Source organism: Bradyrhizobium oligotrophicum S58 (assembly GCF_000344805.1).
Lineage (GTDB): Bacteria > Pseudomonadota > Alphaproteobacteria > Rhizobiales > Xanthobacteraceae > Bradyrhizobium > Bradyrhizobium oligotrophicum.
Map to the genome: position 1 here is coordinate 8228296 of NC_020453.1, position 15983 is coordinate 8244278.

The following is a 15983-nucleotide window of genomic DNA, read 5'->3' on the forward strand; positions in this document are numbered from 1 at the left end:
CCGGCCGCGACGCGCCGGTGCCGCCCCCGGTCACTCCGCTGCCTTGCCGAGCTTGCCGAATGACCGCGTCGGCGCCGCAAAGCCGCAGGACGTGCCGTCGGTGACCCTGACCTGATCCTCCCAGGGCAGCCGGTAGGTGCCCGCGACCATGTCGTGCATGAAGCTGTAGGGACAGTCCATCGCGCCGCCCTTCACGGCGACATAGCCGCGATGCCAGAGCTGATAGATGTTGTTCTCGACGCCCCAATTGATGCGGGCCTCGCGCACCAGGTCGGGCCGCACCTCGGCGGTGATGATCTCGTCGGCGCGCCCCGTGGTGCCGTGGGCGAGAATGCTGCCGTCGAAATTGACGATCATCCCCTCCCCCATGGAATCGAACGAGCCGTCCGAGCCGCACATGCAGACATTGGCCGTCACCATCAGGTTCTGGAATGCGTTGGCCTGGTTGGTGAAGTGCCAGCTGTCGCGGATCGGCGCGGTGTAGCCTGCCGTGCGGATCATGATCTCGGCGCCCTTGTAGGCGCATTCCCGCGCCATCTCCGGGAACATGCCGTCATGGCAGATGATCAGCGCGATTCTAGCGCCGCGCGGTCCCTCGATCACGGGAATGCCGATGTCGCCGGGCTCCCACGGCTCGACCGGGATCCACGGATGCAGCTTGCGATAATACAGCTTGATGTCGCCGTGATCGTCGATGATCAGGCCGGAATTGTAGGGGTTGCCGTCGGGGTTGTGCTCCATGATCGAGAAGCAGCCCCAGATCCTGTTGTCGATGCAGGCCTGCTTGAACGCCGCGACCTCCGGCCCGTCGAGCCGGCACATGATGTCGGGATTGGTGTCCATCGACAGGCCGTGCAGCGAGTATTCCGGGAACACCACGAGATCCATGGTGCCGAGATTGCGTCGCGCCTTGCCGACCATCCAGACGATCTTCTCGGTCTGCCGCGCGAGGTCTTCCTTGGTCACCACGATCGGCAGCTGGAGCTGCACCAGCCCGATCACGACGCCGTTGTCGGATTTGTTGAGACCGCCTAACCCATTCATGCCGGACCTCCCTGATATCAGCCGCTGCTCGGGGCGTTGCCCAAGACAACCACGATTTCCCGAGAGCCGCGCGCCGATATTTCAGCCCGCCCGCTGCCGCTTGCGCGGGCAGATTCGGCTTATCGGTTCAGTATCAGACCGCAGATGGCTGTTGCAGGCGTCGTTGGAACCGCGCCAGTGCGCGGCCGAACACCGCCTCGTCATTGGTGGCGCGCGCCAGCACCAGTGCGCCCTGGATGCCGAGCACCACCTCCTCGGCGCTGTCGGCCGCCTCCGCCATCGGCCAGCCGCCGCGCACCAGCGCATCGCGCAAGCCTTCGATCCAGCGCGTGAAGTAGCTGGCGATGGCGGCCGCGAAACGGTCGCGCGTCTCGTCCAGGGCAAACGCCCCGACGAGACAGATGCGCCGCCCGGAACGGAAGTAATCGTCGACGCCGTGCCACATCCGCGCGATCGACTGCTCCGGCGGATCATGGCGCAACGGCGTAAAAATCTCGCGCTCGAACCAGCCGTCGACATGCGCCAGCACGGCACGGGCCATTTCCTCCTTCCCGCCTGGGAAGAAGTGATACAGGCTGCCCTTGCCGAGCCGCGTCTTCTCGGTGATGCGGCTGAGCGAAGTGCCCTCGAAGCCGAACTCACGGAACACCTCCGCTATCAGCGGGATGACGTCGGCGCGCTCGTTGAGCGTCCGCATCGCGCTCCCCGCCTACAGCCCCAGTTCGCTCAGTCCGGGATGATCGTCGGGCCGGCGGCCCAGCGGCCAGTGAAACTTGCGCTCGCTCTGCTTGATCGGCAGGTCGTTGATGCAGGCATAGCGGCGCTGCATCAGCCCTTGGGCATCGAACTCCCAGTTCTCGTTGCCGTAGGACCGAAACCAGTTGCCACTGTCGTCATGCCATTCATAGGCGAAGCGCACCGCGATCCGATTGTCGCTGTGGGCCCAGATCTCCTTGATCAGGCGGTAGTCGAGCTCCTTTGCCCATTTGCGGCTGAGGAAGGCGACGATCTCGGCACGGCCGGTGACGAACTCGGCGCGATTCCGCCATCGGCTGTCCGGCGTGTAGACCAGCGACACGCGCTCGGGATCGCGGCTGTTCCAGCCGTCTTCGGCCACGCGCACCTTCTTGGTGGCGGTCTCCAATGTGAAGGGCGGGGCAAGCACGGTCATGACAACGTCTCCCTTTGTACCACTTCGTATATCTTGTACCATTCGGTACACCGCCGTCAAGACATACCTTTCCTTTGCCTGACGCACTCTCGTCCGGAGGCGACGCAGGGCGCTCACCGGCTATGACTGAGCTGCCGGCACGGTGCGCATCTACCAATCTGCGTGCTGCGACGGTCAGCACGCTTGTGTGCTCAACGGAAATTCGATGATCTGCTAAGGGAACCGGCCGCGCCGCGGGGGCGCCGTGCAGGCCGGTCGTACGGTTGGGGATGTCTGGACATGTCGATGCTCACGCCGCATGGCGAGTGCCTGCTATGGCTGCCTGAATTGATCTGGGTGAACGCCATCTCGGACGTCCTCATCTCCATCGCCTTCTTCACCATCGCATTCGTCCTCGGCTTCATCGTCTATCGTCGCCGCGACTTTCAGTTCAGCTACATTTTCTGGGCTTTCGCCCTGTGGGTCTCCGTCTGCGGGATGACGCGACTGATCGAGGTCCTCACGATCTGGATCCCTGCCTACACGCTCGAGGCTGCCACGAAAGGCTTCCTGGCGTTCATGTCGGTCGGCATCGCCGCGGCGCTGATGCTGATGCTGCCGCGGGTGCTGACGATGCCGTCGCGCGCCCAGTTGCGGACGGCCTATGCGCAGCTCGAGGAGGAGACGCGGCAGCGGCGCAGCGCCGAAGCGATGGTCAGGCGCTTCCAGGAGATCGAGGCCACCGAGGCGCAGGTGCGCCAGGCGCAGAAGATGGAAGCCATCGGCCAACTGACCGGCGGCGTCGCCCACGACTTCAACAACATCCTGACCGTGATCACCGGCACGATCGAGATCCTGGCAGACGCCGTCAAGGACCGTCCGCAACTGGTGCAGATCACCAGCCTCATCAACTCGGCGGCCGCGCGCGGCGCGGACCTGACCAAGCATCTGCTGGCTTTCGCCCGCAGGCAGCCGCTGCAGCCGCGCAGCGTCGACATCAACGGCATGGTGGTCGACACCGCCCGCCTGCTGCGGCGGACGCTCGGCGAGCAGATCGAAATCGAATCCATGCTGGCGCACGATTCCGCGCCGGCGATGATCGACCCCAGCCAGTTGTCGACCGCGATACTGAACCTGGCACTCAACGCCCGCGACGCGATGCCCGAGGGCGGCAAGCTGACCTTGGAAACCAAGAACGTGCTGCTCGACAGCGCCTATGCGCGCATGAATCCGGAAGTGATTCCGGGCAACTACGTCATGATCGCGGTCAGCGACACCGGCGAAGGCATTCCCGCCAATCTGCTCGACAAGGTATTCGAGCCGTTCTTCACCACCAAGGACGTCGGCAAGGGCGTTGGCCTCGGGCTCAGCATGGTCTACGGCTTCGTCAAGCAGTCCAATGGGCATATCAAGATCTACAGCGAGCCCGGGCACGGCACCTCGGTCAAGCTCTATCTGCCGCAGGCCACCGCTGACGCCGACGCGCTGCTCTCCGAGACCAATACCGTCGGAATGGAACGCGGCGACGAATCCATCCTCATCGTGGAGGACGATTCGCTGGTGCGCGAATACGTCGTCGCCCAGATCAAGCGGCTCGGATACACCACGCTGGCCGCGAGCAAGGCCGACGAGGCGCTGGCGCTCATCGACAGCCCGGTGCGCATCGATCTGCTGTTCACCGATATCATCATGCCCGGCGGCATGAACGGCCGTCAGCTCGCGATCGAGGCGCTGAAGCGGCGCCCGACCCTCAAGGTGCTGTATACGTCCGGCTATACGGAGAACGCGATCGTGCATCACGGCCGGCTCGACGCCGGCGTGCTGCTGCTCACCAAGCCGTATCAGAGCGCCGATCTCGCCCGCATGATCCGGACGGCGCTGAACTCTTGAACCGCATGCACGTGATCCGCCTTGCGGATCGGCGCGTTACCCTCACGGCGATCGCACCGATGCAAGGCTGAGACACGTGAATGTGTAACATGTTCGGACACTGGCTTGCCGCCGTGCAGGCCTATGCGTCAGCCGACGACCCGCAGTCCGACATCGCGGCCAAGGTGGCGCTGGTCATCGTGTCAAACCAGCCGTTCTATCCGCTCTATCTGCACGCGATCGCAGGCCCGGCCGCCTGGCCGGCCTGGCTGACCTTGCTCACGACACCGTTCTTCGCAGCCGTCCCGGCGCTGGCGCGCCGCAATCCATTCGCCGGCCGCGCCCTGATGGTCATGACCGGAACCGCGAACACCCTGTTCGGCGTCAAGCTGTTCGGTACGCATAGTGGTGTCGAGCTGTTCCTCATTCCGTGCGCCCTGCTCGGTGCCCTGCTATTCCGTCCCGACGAGCGCATTCGGTCGCTGCCGCTGCTGACGTTGCCGATCATGTCCTATCTGCTGATCGATTCCCGTCTCGGCACCGCCGTGATGAAAGTAGCCGATACCGACTACACCTCGCTGATCGCGATCAATGCGACCAGCGCCGGCGCCGTGACGGTCTTGATCGGGATGCTCGCTGCAGCACGCATGATGACGAGGTGACCTGCGCACGCCGCGATGGCCGCGATGGCCCCCGAGTGCGAACCAGATCCGCTCCGTATCGCGCAGGACTTGATGCCGCGCAGGACTTGCTCTCGCTCAGGACTTGGACGCCCAGATCGGCTCCGGCGCAGCGCCGCTACGGCAGCGGCGCCACATCTGGTCATAGAGGTCCTGCAGAGATCGGGCATAGCCGGCCGCGTCGAACAGCGGGGTGACCGGCCGGTTGCGCCGAAGCCTGGCCTTGGCGGCCTGCAGCATGTGCGGCTCGGCGGCGAGCGTCAGCGCAACCGCGACATAGTCGGCCTCATCGGCGGCAATGAGCTCGGGAAGTCCCACCGCGTGCAGCAGGCTGCCGGCAACCCGGGAAGCAAACGTATCTCCGGCGCAGGTGACGATCGGCACGCCGGCCCAGAGCGCGTCGCTCGCCGTGGTGTGAGCGCCATAGGGCGCCGTGTCGAGCACGAGATCGGCGAGCTGCAGCCGCCGCAGGTGCTCGCTCTGCTTCATCTCGGGCGCGAACACCAGGCGACCTGGCGCCACGCCTCGCCGTAGCGCCTCGCCGCGCAGATTGCCCTCGGCCTGATCGGACGCCAGCAGCCACAACACGCTGTCCGGCGTTGCGTCGAGCAGGCGGCACCACAGGTCGAACACCGTGGGCGTCAGCTTGTAGGCCTGATTGAAGCAGCAGAAGACGAAGCCCGCTTCCGGCAGGCCCACCTCGGCGCGGGTCGGCGGCGGGCCGAGCGCTGTTCGGCCATGCGGCTGGTACGAATGCGGCATGTAGGCGAAGCTCTCGGAATAATCGGCAGCAGTCGCCAGCGGCGTCACGAAGGGATCGGTGATGATGTAGTCGCAGATATCGCCGCCGAGCGTTCCGGGATAGCCGAGGAAGTTCACCTGAACCGGCGCCGGATGCAGCATCAGGATTCCGGTCCGGGCGCCGCGCGTGTAGCCTTTGAGATCGACCAGAATATCGATCTGCGCGGCATGCACCGCGGTGGCCGCAGCGCTATCGCCCAACGCGGCGACGTCGTGGAAGGCGTGGAAGGCGGCGTTGAGCCGCCGACGCATCGCCCCCTGATCATCGGCGCCGAACGAGAAGGCGTGCAGCTCACATCGCTCCCGGTCATGCGCCTCGAGCGCCTCGATCAGCAGATGGGCGGTCGCATGGTCGTGAAAGTCGTTTGAAAGGTATCCGACACGAAGCTTGTCGCGGATCGTCAGGTCGAAGCGAAAATCCAACCGCGTCCGCTCCGCGCTGCTCGCCGCGATACGGTCACGGGTCCACAGCTCCGAGCAGATCCGATGCTGGCCGGCACTCATGCCGGGCACCGAGAGCAGCAGGAATGGCGGAATCTGTCCGGATTGCGCCTGCGCCAGCGAAAGACGGGCATCAAGCGACGACTGGGCGAAGTCGTCCCAGGCACACATGCTGCGGTCGCGCCCGAGCGATCTCATCGCGTCCTTCATCGCCGATGCCGGCGCACATCAGCCTGAGCAAGTCCCGCGCCAATATGAGCCATCCGCGCGCGGGAACGCCCGAGCAGCTGACACCGCTATCGTCCGGCCGAGTCCGAGCAATGCGGTCGCCCAGGCGCAAGTTGAGTCGCCCGTCGGGCAGGTTGATGCGCCGTTATCACCCGGTCCGCTGTCGTCAGCAGCGAAGGATCGGATGCGCCGAAACGCTGATTTCAGGCGCTGATTCAACGCGATGACCTCTGTCCAGATCGCCGCGCAAAAATATTCCGCTTTCGTTTTTTCGTAATTTGATGTCTGATGCGCCCATACCGCCTCGGGCAGAGGACGTATCGCGGTCGTCACGACACGCGAGGCGGGGAGCGATGGCCGCGACGAATCGCAGCGTTTCCTTCGGGGGATGCCGACGAACGATCCGTTGCGGACGGTGAAATCGTGTGGTCCTGACACCCCGATGCTGGTGTCCCGCGCAACGCGCAAGCGTTGTCGCGAACACGGTGGCCAGAAAGCCCGGTGCACCGAGGAGATCACGTATAAGCCGTAGCCCATCGCGCAGGGGAGGCCGGGTGTTTCGGCCAGACCTGTGGTTCCTGCCACCTGCATTTTTTTCGCAGGCGGGCCACGGGCGCGGCCAGCGCCCGGCCTTCCCTGCCCCTCTCTTCGTGGAGGGGCCGACGCCAGCACAACCCGGGTGCCGATTGCATCGCGGGACTGAGACGATTTTGAGCTACGAACTAAGCGGCGGCCATTTGCCAAGGTGATGGCGTGTAGGAGGGCGAATGATGATTCATGTTCGCCGGGGCTTGCGATGGCGCATGACGGGCGACGAAATAAGCCTCGAGCTCGGCGACAGCCCGGCTTTCCCATTCCGCCGCCTGAGTCAGCAGCGAGTCGCGTTGATGCGGACGGAACGCCGCAGTCTGGCGGTACAAGGAGGCGATGGTGCGGTAGCGCCGCACGTTTTCCAGAACCGCTTCCCCATTCATGCTCATGGTTGCTCTCCCCACCTTCCGTCCCCCTCAGGACGTGCCGAAGGTGCACCACCACGATTTTCCAAATCGTTATCGGCGCTGGCACGCGCGAGGCATGGTTGGAGAAGCGTTGCCGCGTTGCCGGGCCGGAAAGGATCGTTGGAGGGGTCGTTCACCGTTGCGTGCAGGTCGGACATTAAGACGCTGGAAACCCTGTCGAGGGCACCGCCGTGTGGCGTGTCTTTCCTGTCACGCTCCGGCCGTCGCGATCGCCGCACGGAAGCGACGCAAGGTCAGCGCCAGGACCAGCGCCCCGATGGCGGCGACCGCCAGGAACTGCGGCCAGACGACGTCGAAGCCGGCACCCCGATAGAGTATGGACTGGGCGAAGGACACGAAGTGCGTCGACGGCGAGGCCTTCATGATGGTCGCGAGCCACACCGGCTGGCTTTCGACGGGGGTCATCCCGCCCGACAGCATGTTGATCGGCACCGCGACCAGAATGTAGAGCAGGCCGAGTTGCGGCATCGATCGCGCGATGGTGCCGAGAAACAGCCCGACGGCGGTGGCGAAGAACAGATAAAGCACGGTGCCGCCGAGGAACAGCGGGATCGAGCCCATGATCGGCACCTGGAGATACCATCGCACGACCAGGTAAAGCGCGATGGCCACGGCGACCGCGATGACCAGCGCATTGGCCCAGATCTTCGACATCGCGATCTCGAACGGCGACAACGGCATCACCAACAGATGATCCATGGTGCCGTGCTCGCGCTCGCGCACCAGCGCCGCGCCGGCCAGGATGATCGCAAGCATGGTGACGCTGTTGATGATGCCCATCACGCCCTCGAACCAGGCCGTGGTCACGTTGGGGTTGAACGCGATGCGCGTCACCAGATTGACCGGGGCCGGCGTCGACGTTTCGGCGCGCGCAACGAACCAGGCGACCTCGGTGTTGATGATCTGCAGCGCATAGCCGGAGCCGATGCCGGCCTGGATCATCGCGGTGGCATCGACGTTCACTTGCACCGAGGGCTTGCGCCCGGCCAGCACGTCGCGCTGGAAGTTCGGCGGGATGTCGAGCACGAAGGTGAAGCGGCCACTGTTCATCAGCGGCTCGATCTGGCCCTGGCTGATGTAAACCGGCGACTGAAAATAGGGCAGCTGGAAGGCGCGCGTGATCCGGCGCGACAGCTCGGAATTGTCCTCATCGACCACGGCGATCGAGGCGCGGTGCAGCTCCTGCGAGCTGCTCTGCGCCTGGCTGATCACCGCCACCGTGAACGAATAGATCACCAGCCCGATCAGCACGAGATCGCCGAACAGGCTGCGCAGCTCCTTGGTGCCGAGCCAGAAGATGTTGGAGAGCGAGCGCATCATGACTCACGTCTCCTGCTTCGGCAGCATTGCGAGACTGAGCCCGGTGAGGACGGGAATGAAGATCAGCAGGATCAGAATGTCGGCGCCGACGTCCGCAAAGCCCAGTCCCTTGGTGAAGGTGCCGACGGTGATCGGGCGGTAGTAGGTCATGGGGAAGCCCATGCCGAGCAACCGGGCGACGCCGGACAGCGACGACACCGGAACCAGCATGCCGGAGAACTGCGTGGCGGGCAGCACGGTGAGGATCGCCGTGCCGAACAGCGCCGCGATCTGGGTCCGGCAGAAGGTCGAGATCAGCATGCCGAAGCCCGTCGTCGTGAAGACGTAGACGAAGGTACCGACCAGCAACGGCAGGAAGGCGCCCTTCAGCGGCACGCGGAACAGCACCAGTGCCATCACGTACATCAGCACGAAGTTCACCAGCGCGACCGCGATGTAGGGCAGCTGCTTGCCGAGCAGGAATTCGAGCCGCGTCACCGGCGTAACATAGAGGTTGGTGATCGAGCCGAGCTCCTTTTCCCGGACCACCGCGAGCGCCATCAGGATCGCCGGAAACAGCGCCAGCAGCAGCGCGATGGTGCTCGGCGCCATCGCATAGATGCTGTCGAAGGCTTGGTTGTACTTGAAGCGGATCTCGACATTGACGGGCGAGGCCGCCATCGGCCGCGTCGTCTTGACGGCGGGGTCGGAGAGATAGAGCTGATGCGTGCCTTCGAGATAGCCGCGGATGGTCTCGGCGCGGAACGGCATCGCGCCGTCGATCCAGGCCGACACGAAGGCCGGCCGGCCGCGCTTGATGTCGACGCCGAAGTTCGGCGGGATCTCGATCGAGGCCTTGATGTCGCCGCTCTTCATGCGCCGTTCCAGCTCGGCATAGTCGGCGAGCGCGGGCTTCTCGACGAAGTAGCGCGAGCCTCTGAGCTCCGCGAGATAGGCGCGGCTCTCGGGCGACTGGTCGCGATCGAGCGCGGCGAAGGTCAGGTTGTTGACATCGGTCGAGATGCCGAAGCCGATCACGATCATCAGGAACGCCGTTCCGAACAGCGCGAACATCAGCCGGATCGGATCACGGATCAGCTCGAGGCCCTCGCGGATCGTATAGGCCAGCAGCCGCCGCAGGCTGAAAGCGGCGTCGTGTCGACGATCGACCGATCGTTCGGCGGGATGCGGATCAGACTTCGCCTGCGTCAGCGTGACCGGCGGATCGGCAACGCCGGCATCCTGCTCCAGGAACGCGATGAAGGCCTGCTCCAGCGTCTGCGCATCCTTGGCCCTGATCAGACCGTCCGGCGTGTCGGTCGCCAGCACGCGCCCCTCATGCATCAGCGACAGCCGGTCGCAGCGCGCGGCCTCGTTCATGAAATGCGTGGAGACGAAGATCGTCATGTCATCCTGTCGCGACAATTCGATCAGCAGCCGCCAGAACTGGTTGCGGGCGACCGGATCGACGCCCGATGTCGGCTCGTCCAGGATCAGAAGATCCGGCTTGTGGACGATCGCCACCGCGAGCGACAGGCGCTGGCGAATGCCGAGCGGCAGATCAGCGGCGAGACCGTCGACATGCTCGGTCAGATCACAGCGGTCGATCAGCTCCGCAATCCGCTTCCCGGCCGTGTCGAACGGCAGGTGGAACAGCCGCGCATGCAGCACGAGGTTCTGCCGCACCGTGAGCTCGCCATACAGCGAGAACGCCTGCGACATGTAGCCGACACGGCTGCGCGACTCGTGATTGCCGGCCTCCATGGAGCGGCCGAAGATCAGCGCCTCGCCTTCGCTCGGCTGCAGCAGCCCGGTCAGCATCTTCATCGTCGTGGTCTTGCCGCAACCGTTGGAGCCGACGAAGCCGAAGATCTCGCCCTTGCGGATCTGGAAATTGACGCCGTCGACCGCGGTGAAGTCGCCGAAGCGGCAGGTCAGGTCATCAGCGACGATGACGGTCTGATGGCTACCGTCGAGTTCGGCTTTGACCGGCATCTCGACGCTGCGCGGGTCCGGCTGCTCGGGCAGCAGCGCAACGAAGGCACCTTCGATATCGGGGGCGGCCGTCTGCCGCTTCAACTCCGCCGGCGTACCGGTCGCGAGGATGCGACCGTCGTTCATCGCGATCAGCCAATCGAAGCGCTCGGCCTCCTCCATATAGGCGGTGGCGACGATGACGCTCATGCCGCTGGCGCTGCGCGCGCGCAGCCGGTCGATCAGGTCCCAGAACTGGCGCCGCGACAGCGGGTCGACGCCCGTGGTCGGCTCGTCGAGGATCAGGAAGTCGGGATCGTGGATCAGCGAGCAGCACAGGCCAAGCTTCTGCTTCATGCCGCCGGAGAGCTTCCTTGCCGGGCGATCGGCGAAGTCGGACAGCGTCGTTGCGTCCATCAGCTCGGCAATGCGCCACTCGCGCTCGGCGCGAGACTGGCCGAACAGGCGCCCGAAGAAGGCGATGTTCTCGCGCACGCTGAGGTCGGGATAGAGATTCCGGCCGAGGCCCTGCGGCATGTAGGCGATGCGCGGACAGACCTGCTCACGCGCGCGGCGGTCGGCCATGTCGGCGTCGAGCACGGTCACCTGCCCGTCCTGGACCGCACGTGCACCGGCCAGGATCGACAGCAGCGACGACTTTCCGACGCCGTCGGGCCCGATCAAGCCGACCACGCATCCGGACGGAATCTCGATCGAGACGTCGTCGAGCGCGGTGACGGCACGATAATGTTGGGACAGGTGCCTCACGACCGCGACCGGAGGCGCTGATGTGCTCATGGCGTCGCTTGCAGGCGCGCCGGCCAAGCTATGTCGGGATTCCACCTGACATAGGCGACGCCGGGCAACCCGCTCCGCACGGCGTCGGCATGGGCGGCCAGCCTGTCCTGATCGACGCGCACGCGGATGCGGAACATCAGCTTGTCACGCTCGCTGCGGGTCTCCACCGTCTTCGGCGTGAATTGCGCCTGGCTCGCCACGAACGACACCTTCGCCGGAATCGGACGATCAGGATAGGCATCGAGCACGATGCGGGCGTCACTGCCGACCTTGATCTTGCCGACATCCTCGGTCGGCAGGAACACGTCCATGTAGACATAGCCGATGTCGAGCATGGTGAAGATCTTGCCGCCGGCGCCGACGACTTCGCCGACATTGGCGAGACGATATTGGATGCGGCCGGCCTTCGGCGCGATCAGCGAGTTGTCGGCGATCTGGACGGTGTACAGCGCGACGTCGTGACGAACGGCTTCGAGCCCGCGCTCGGCTTCGGAAATCCGCGCCTGCGCGCCGGCAAGGCCGGCGGTCGCAGCGTCGAGCGCCTGCTGGCGCTGATCGGCCAATTCTCGCGTCGTCCAGCCGTTCTGCAGCAGGCTGCGCGTGCGCTCCATCTCCTGCTCGGCGAGCGTCTTCTGCGTCTGCAATTGCACGAGATTGGCGCGGGCCTGATCGACGACGTGCTGCGCCTGTTCGGCCTGGGCCTCCGCCTTCGACAGCGACTGCTGCAGCTCCTTGCTGTCCATCCGGGCGACGATCTGCCCGGCCTCGACCAGATCGCCGATATCGGCGCGCAGCTCGGCAACCCGACCGGCATATTTGGTCGCGATGTCGATCTCGTCGGCCTCGATGCGGCCGTTGCTGACGCTGATGCCGGGCGGCAGCGGCGGATGCAGTCGCTGCCACCAGACATAGCCCCCGCCTCCGGCGCCACCGAGGGCGAGGACGAGCAGCACGAATGGCCACATCCTCCGCCTTGGCCGCGGCCCATGCGCCACGGGGACGGGCATCGCCGACGTGCGAACGAGGTCAGCGGGTTCGGCATGGACGTGCTGAACCGGCCGTTCGTCACCGACGAGCTGAGTGTCCTGTGGGACCATTACGAAACGCCTTCTTCGCTGAAGCACGTGTCGTTTGCCACAGGCACACGAAATTCCGTTGATGCAGCTCAATTGGCGGCAGCTGCGCCGACCGGCCGTCCGCGACGCCGATCACGATTGGGTTACGGCGCGGAGTCGCAGGTCGCGATGGCATGAATCAGCAGCAAGCTGCCGAAAATGACGAACAGCGCAGATGCCTGAAATTCGCGCATCGACATCGCAAACAGCGCAAGCAGCCAATCGGCGGGCGCACCTGCAACGATCCCGAGAAGGACGATGGTTGCCGAGATGAAGATGCCGTCGAGGATCTTCAGTGCGATCATCTTGGATGTCATCGGCGGCTCCGTTCAGCACATCCGCCCGGACGACTCGCGGCCGATGCCGCGATCGCCTCGCACCTCGCGCGGTGTCAGCCCGTACTGACGGCGGAACGAGCGATTGAAGTGCGAGAGATCGCCGAAGCCGACATCATAGGCGATGCTCGCGATCGCCAGCTGACCGTGGGCGGGATCGCACAGCATGCGATGCGCGTTCGCAAGCCGCACGCCGGACAGGAAGGCGGAAAAGGTGGTGCCATCCACCTCGAACAGGCGCTGCACGTAGCGCGGCGTCACGTTCAGCTTGCCCGCGAGCATCGCCACCGAGATATCGCTGCGCCGGCTGTTGGCGATGAGGAAGGACTTGGCGAGCTTCAGGCGAGCGGCACGCAATCCTCGAGCCCGCATCGTCTCTGCCATATCGGCCGAGGGTCCGATCGCCAGCGCCAGCAGATCCTGCACGTGGCGCACGGACAGATTGAGCAGCTGCGCGTCGATCGTCCCGCCACTGCTCATCAGCCAGCTCGCATAGTGGTCGAGCAGTTGCAGCGCGCCCTGGTTGGCGGCGATCGGCCGCATGACGGCGTCCGCCACGCTGACGTCAGCAGCCTCGATCATCACGCGCGGCACCAGCAGGGTGAACGAGTGGCCATTGCTGACACGATGAAATGTGCCCGGGTCGGTGCCGCTCAGGATGATGGCCTCGCCTTCGCGCAGCTCGTGGCCCTGCCGGCCCTGCTCGACGAATGCGCTGCCTTCGCGATTGATCGCGAGGATCAGATTGTCGGTGCCGTCGGCGAGATGGGGGCCGGACCGCGAGATCCGCGCCGGCGTGGCCCACGCATCGAGCAGTTGCAGGCCCGGCAGCGTCAGCGCGCGATTGCGCGCCTTGAACGCCACGTCGGGGGCGGGCTCGAAATCGACGTGCAGCATCACTTGTCCATAATGCTCACGCCAGAACGCCGCACGCTCCGGCTCCGGAATGTGGTCGGTCGAAAACTCGACGATGCGAGGATTGAGGTCTGACATGCAATCACCCGAGACCTTTGGACTGAAACGCGATGCCGGGATCGATACCGCCATCGCCCGGCAACCGGCGTCCTCCGATCAGGGGACGGTACCTCGCGCATGGCCTGCGCGTGTGAACTGGATCACGTCCGGTCGTGGCAGCCCTGACAATGGTCGTCGCGCACCAAGACGCCTTGGGTTCCGCAATGATGCCGTCGGCCGCGTCACAACTGATGAGGATAAGGATGAAACTATGATGAAACTATCTGGACGATGTTTTTGCGGAGCGGTCGAGATCGAGGTGTCCGGCGCGCCGGAGGCGATGGGCTATTGTCACTGCCGTTCCTGCCGGTCGTGGTCGGGCGGGCCGGTCAACGCTTTCAGCCTGTGGAAGCCGGACGCGGTCAGGATCGCGTCGGGAACCGAGCATGTCGCCATGTTCCAGAAAACGCCGCTGAGCCAGCGGCAATATTGCGACAAATGCGGCGGTCACCTGATGACCACGCATCCGCCGCTGGGGCTGATCGACGTATTCGCTGCGACCATTCCGGACCTCGACTTCCAGCCGGCCGTCCACGTTAACTATGCGGAAACCGTGCTGCCGATGCGCGACGGCCTGCCGAAGCTGAAGGATTTCCCGAGCGAGTTCGGCGGCTCCGGGGAGGTCGTGACGGAATAGCTCGGCATGCCCATGAGGTCCTGGAGTGGTGTCCCCCTCCAGGGCCTTGGTTCCGTACGCTTGCATCTGCGCTCAGTCGAGCAGATGCCGATGATCCCTGATGATCCGGCGCGCCGCGCGCGCCCGTGATTCCTGAAGCGCCGCCAGCAGGGCCGCCACCATCCGCCGCATGCGGCCGCGCAGTCGCACTCTTGCAGACAACCGGCGCGGAACAAGCGGCACAGCGATCCTCATCAGTCCTCTCCAGCGAGGTGGCACTGCCACCGTGCATCACTGCGCGCCTGATAGCTGGGAGGATTCCGTCAATCCTGCGGCCGGGAACGACCAGCCTGCCGGTGAACCTCACGCACGCCGGGGCGACCTATGTTTGGGGGAATATTGTCGTCGCGGCAGGGTTGAAGGTTCGGACCCGCGCAGCCGGCTCGGGACATCGCAGCGAGGTCACCGTGCAGAGCGAGTTGTATTCGCAGGCGCTGGACGCCATCTATCAGGGCTTCGCCGAACCGGACGGCCTTCCCCGGGCGCTGGACTCGATCCGCAGGCTCATGGGGGCCGAAGGCGCGACCTTCGAGGTGATCGACACGGCCGCGCGGCGTCCCGTGGCATTTCATAGCAGCGGCGTCGCATCGGCCGAGGGCGACGACTACTTGGCCCATTTTGCGCCGCGCAACCCCCGACTCCCCGTCGCACTCAGTCAGCAACACGCCGGACTCTGCTGGGACTATCAGGTCATGGACGAGAGCGCCATGAACCGCGATCCGTTCTATGCGGAGTTTCTGCCGCGCGCCGGACTGCGCTATTTTCTTTCCGCGGTGCTGGAGCAGTCGCCGCAGCGACTCGTCGCCTTCACCTTGCAGCGGACGCCGCGGCAGGGCCATGTCGGCAAAGCTGAGATTGCGCTGATGCGGCGCCTGACGCCGCATTTGCAACGCGCCTACGCGATGCGAAGCCGCCTCGTCACGGCCTACGGCACTGATGCGGGCACGAGCGCGCTCGATCTGCTGAAGGACGGCGTCGCGCTGCTCGGTCCCAAAGGCGAGATCGTCTATCTCAATTCGAGCCTGCAGACGATCTCGGCCGAGAGCGGCGTATTCCGGATCGATCAGCGCGGCATTCACTTCGGCTCGGCCGATCTGCGCAGCCGCTATGCGCTGGCTCTCGGCGCAGCTATGCACGCCGGCGGCTCTGCAGACGCAGACGCCGCGGTCGACTTCATGGCTCCGCGGGGGGACGGGCTGCCGCCTTGCACGATCTCGCTGCGTCCGCTGCGCCAGCGCTGGCCGCAATCCGACCGTCCCGATGCCGCCGTCATGATGCTGGTGCACGATCCCTTGCGCGACAGCGCGGCGGCGCGCCTGCTGCAGCAGCTCCATGGCCTCACCCAGGCCGAGGCGCAGCTGGCCTGTGCGCTGGCCACGGGCATGACGGCCGTCGAATATGCTGCTCATCGCGGCGTCAAGGTCACCACGGTCTATACGCACCTAAAGCGCACGCGTGAGAAGACGGGATGGCGCAGCGTCGCCGAGCTGACGCGGCGTGTCCACGAGATCTCGATCGGGTTGAGGACCGAGTGAGCTCG

Annotated in this window: 15 protein-coding genes; 4 read left to right on the forward strand and 11 right to left on the reverse strand. The window is 65.2% G+C overall.

What is annotated here, in order from left to right; all coding sequences use genetic code 11:
• Positions 1 to 30: 30 nt before the first annotated feature.
• The 3 genes from S58_RS35535 to S58_RS35545 form a co-directional block, all read right to left on the reverse strand.
• On the reverse strand, positions 31 to 1044 hold the full coding sequence (locus S58_RS35535) for a formamidase (protein ID WP_015670286.1): 1014 nt from the start codon (positions 1042 to 1044) through the stop codon (positions 31 to 33).
• Between the two features lie 133 nt (positions 1045 to 1177).
• The gene (locus S58_RS35540; RefSeq protein ID WP_015670287.1) at positions 1178 to 1741 is read right to left on the reverse strand and encodes a TetR/AcrR family transcriptional regulator; all 564 of its coding nucleotides are present in this window, start codon (positions 1739 to 1741) and stop codon (positions 1178 to 1180) included.
• A 12-nt stretch (positions 1742 to 1753) separates the two neighbouring features.
• On the reverse strand, positions 1754 to 2215 hold the full coding sequence (locus S58_RS35545; RefSeq protein ID WP_015670288.1) for a nuclear transport factor 2 family protein: 462 nt from the start codon (positions 2213 to 2215) through the stop codon (positions 1754 to 1756).
• Positions 2216 to 2494: 279 nt separating this feature from the next.
• Between S58_RS35545 and S58_RS35550 the strand changes: the two genes are divergently transcribed.
• A complete protein-coding gene (locus S58_RS35550) occupies positions 2495 to 4084 on the forward strand; it encodes an ATP-binding protein (protein ID WP_015670289.1) in 1590 nt (529 codons plus the stop codon).
• Between the two features lie 80 nt (positions 4085 to 4164).
• Entirely contained in the window at positions 4165 to 4725 is a 561-nt protein-coding gene (locus S58_RS35555; protein WP_015670290.1) for a hypothetical protein, read from the forward strand.
• A 96-nt stretch (positions 4726 to 4821) separates the two neighbouring features.
• On the opposite strand, the gene S58_RS35560 is transcribed toward S58_RS35555, so the two are convergent.
• From S58_RS35560 to S58_RS35590, 7 genes are all read right to left on the reverse strand, one after another.
• The gene (locus tag S58_RS35560) at positions 4822 to 6183 is read right to left on the reverse strand and encodes an O-linked N-acetylglucosamine transferase, SPINDLY family protein (RefSeq protein ID WP_015670292.1); all 1362 of its coding nucleotides are present in this window, start codon (positions 6181 to 6183) and stop codon (positions 4822 to 4824) included.
• 752 nt (positions 6184 to 6935) lie between these two features.
• A complete protein-coding gene (locus tag S58_RS35565) occupies positions 6936 to 7193 on the reverse strand; it encodes a hypothetical protein (RefSeq protein ID WP_015670293.1) in 258 nt (85 codons plus the stop codon).
• Between the two features lie 228 nt (positions 7194 to 7421).
• Positions 7422 to 8552: an ABC transporter permease gene (locus S58_RS35570; RefSeq protein WP_015670294.1), complete on the reverse strand. Its 1131-nt coding sequence runs from the start codon at positions 8550 to 8552 to the stop codon at positions 7422 to 7424.
• Between the two features lie 3 nt (positions 8553 to 8555).
• Complete coding sequence (rbbA, locus tag S58_RS35575; protein ID WP_015670295.1) at positions 8556 to 11303, reverse strand: ribosome-associated ATPase/putative transporter RbbA; 2748 nt, start codon at positions 11301 to 11303, stop codon at positions 8556 to 8558.
• A complete protein-coding gene (locus S58_RS35580; RefSeq protein ID WP_042340457.1) occupies positions 11300 to 12400 on the reverse strand; it encodes an HlyD family secretion protein in 1101 nt (366 codons plus the stop codon). The genes rbbA and S58_RS35580 overlap by 4 nt, the downstream gene beginning before the upstream one ends.
• Positions 12401 to 12522: 122 nt before the next feature.
• Entirely contained in the window at positions 12523 to 12735 is a 213-nt protein-coding gene (locus S58_RS35585; protein ID WP_015670297.1) for a hypothetical protein, read from the reverse strand.
• A 12-nt stretch (positions 12736 to 12747) separates the two neighbouring features.
• Positions 12748 to 13746: a helix-turn-helix transcriptional regulator gene (locus S58_RS35590; RefSeq protein WP_015670298.1), complete on the reverse strand. Its 999-nt coding sequence runs from the start codon at positions 13744 to 13746 to the stop codon at positions 12748 to 12750.
• Between the two features lie 235 nt (positions 13747 to 13981).
• Between S58_RS35590 and S58_RS35595 the strand changes: the two genes are divergently transcribed.
• Positions 13982 to 14404 carry a GFA family protein gene (locus tag S58_RS35595; protein ID WP_042341133.1) on the forward strand — a complete coding sequence of 141 codons (423 nt, stop codon included), beginning with the start codon at positions 13982 to 13984 and terminating at the stop codon, positions 14402 to 14404.
• 72 nt (positions 14405 to 14476) lie between these two features.
• Here the strand turns inward: S58_RS35595 and S58_RS38265 are convergent, their stop codons facing one another.
• Positions 14477 to 14638, reverse strand: coding sequence for a hypothetical protein (locus S58_RS38265; protein WP_160167629.1), 162 nt, complete (start codon positions 14636 to 14638; stop codon positions 14477 to 14479).
• A 212-nt stretch (positions 14639 to 14850) separates the two neighbouring features.
• On the opposite strand from S58_RS38265, the gene S58_RS35600 reads away from it, so the two are divergent.
• A complete protein-coding gene (locus tag S58_RS35600) occupies positions 14851 to 15978 on the forward strand; it encodes a helix-turn-helix transcriptional regulator (protein WP_244440687.1) in 1128 nt (375 codons plus the stop codon).
• Positions 15979 to 15983: the final 5 nt, after the last annotated feature.